Raw genomic sequence first — 2,017 nt, forward strand, 5'->3', positions numbered from 1 at the left:
TCATTTTACGCTGCTCCTGTCGAGACTGACGTAAACATAAGTCTATATAAGCATTCTCGCCTAATTTTGCACCAGTTTTTTACAAAGTCCCACTAGTAGATAGTTCTCCTAGTCAATCTCGTTCATTTTATTTGAAACCAGATGACCGCGATCGCGTTTATCAAGCAAGAAGAATTCTGTTCAAAAATATCAACAATCCACTATCTGTTGTGGAATTAGCAGCAACAGTAGGTATAAATGAATGCTATTTGCAAGAAGGTTTTCGGCAATTGTTCGGTGATACAGTCTTTGGTTGCTTGCGAGATTACCGCATGAAAGAAGCACAGCGACTATTATCATCAGAAAATATTACCATTGCTGGAGTAGCAGCAGCAGTAGGTTATGCCAGTCCCACGGCGTTTAATGCGGCATTTCGGAAGAAATTCGATATCAGTCCCAAAGTTTACCAAATCAAAATGCGAGGGAAAAGTTTGGTTTAGAAGAGAAAAAACTCGCTTTTAAAGAGAAAATCGTCAGTGAAATCCCTTGTGCTCTAACTTACTTCCGATTTTTTGAGAAAATTTCTTAACTAACTTCATCTGCTAGTTAAGCTTTTTCTCATTTAGTTAAGTAGTTGTGGTGTAGGTAAATACTGTGTGGAAATTACAGCAAATAATACTGTTAACAATGGGCTTGTTTTCTGTGTTAACGGCAGGGCAAGCATCAGTACAAGCAATTGACAAGATTCCTGAACTTAATCGAAGAGAAAATCTAACCGTTAATACTAAGCACTGGCTTTCCCAATTGTCAACCCCCGATGCAAAATCTCCGGTGCAGGTAAAAAAAGTTAACTTGAAAGTTACCAAAACTGGCATAGAGGTGATTTTGGAAACTAACCAAGGAGAAAGGCTTCAGCCAAATACTCGCAGCGAAGGCAATACATTAATTCTAGATATTCTTAATAGTCAACTAGTTTTACCCAACGCTCAGGAATTTCGCTCAGATCAGCCAGTTGCAGGAATTACAAGCGTCACCGTTACTCAAGTCGATGGAAATATAATCAGAGTAACGGTGATTGCTGATGCGGGTGTACCAAAAGTCGAGTTATTTGACATTCCAAATGAAGCTTTGATTTTTGGCTTTACCCTCCATTGATCTTTCTGGCCCACTAACTTCTGACAAACGTTTGTTGTATCGCTTCAATGCCTCTTACCAAAACTTTGGTAGCTTCATTGAGTTTGTAAATGGAGAAAATATCTCGATTTCACCTGTATTAAGTTATGAAATTAGTAATGATACAACCTTAACGTTTAGATATGAGTACTCCCGATATAATCGCATTTTCTATGAAGGTATTCCCATAAATTATACTGGCGATCGCAACATCGACAACTTCATTTTGTCTGAGTTACCCATCAGCCGAAATTTGGGAGAACCAAGCGATCGCGTTCGTGGCATCTCGCATATCGCTAATTTCAGACTGGAACATCGATTTAACGATAACCTCACCTTGAAGACTGCCTTTGGTGCTGCTTTTCTTGATGGGAGAACTGGAGCTTTTCGCTCCTTCTTTCTAAATCCAGAAACTCTAGATGCATCTCGGTTCTACCGAACTGTCAAAGAGTCAGCCACAAACTACTCCTCGCAAACTGACTTGATTGCGAAATTCAACACAGGTTCCGTTGGGCATCAGCTCCTTCTGGGGCTAGAGTACACTTATAGTTTTAGTGATTCTTTGTTTAGAACTTCTAATACTGAAAATCCAAGCCTCATTAATATTTTCAATCCCATCTACGGTGCTCCCATTCCACAGACATTTCCTGATGGTTTTGGTGGACCAACGAGTTCTAATGCTGTTGGCGTGTATTTGCAAGATCAAGTCACGCTTCTATCTAATCTCAAGCTACTAATTGGGGGGAGATATGACTTTCTCTCGGAAAGTTCTAAATCCGGATTTCTCACGAGTCAGAAAAAAACGTTTGGATTAGCCCGATTTGGGATGATTCAATTGATACATTGCCCAAATTGCTCTAGAGGG

Annotated in this window: 3 protein-coding genes; all 3 read left to right on the top strand. The window is 39.8% G+C overall.

The window, feature by feature from the left end:
* The first annotated feature begins 131 nt into the window (after nucleotides 1–131).
* On the top strand, nucleotides 132–479 hold the full coding sequence (locus V7K56_RS16155; protein ID WP_334911893.1) for a helix-turn-helix transcriptional regulator: 348 nt from the start codon (nucleotides 132–134) through the stop codon (nucleotides 477–479).
* 187 nt (nucleotides 480–666) lie between these two features.
* Nucleotides 667–1,134 carry an AMIN domain-containing protein gene (locus V7K56_RS16160; RefSeq protein WP_334911894.1) on the top strand — a complete coding sequence of 156 codons (468 nt, stop codon included), beginning with the start codon at nucleotides 667–669 and terminating at the stop codon, nucleotides 1,132–1,134.
* Nucleotides 1,115–2,017, top strand: a 903-nt coding sequence (locus tag V7K56_RS16165) for a TonB-dependent siderophore receptor (protein WP_334911895.1), incomplete at its 3' end; no start/stop codon positions are given. The genes V7K56_RS16160 and V7K56_RS16165, both read left to right, overlap by 20 nt.

It is taken from the genome of Nostoc sp. (genome assembly GCF_036917535.1).
Taxonomy (GTDB): domain Bacteria; phylum Cyanobacteriota; class Cyanobacteriia; order Cyanobacteriales; family Nostocaceae; genus Nostoc.

Coding starts and splice junctions, on each gene's coding strand:
- V7K56_RS16160 (WP_334911894.1), top strand. CDS start 667: ATGGGCTTGTTTTCTGTGTTAACGGCAGGGCAAGCATCAGTACAAGCA.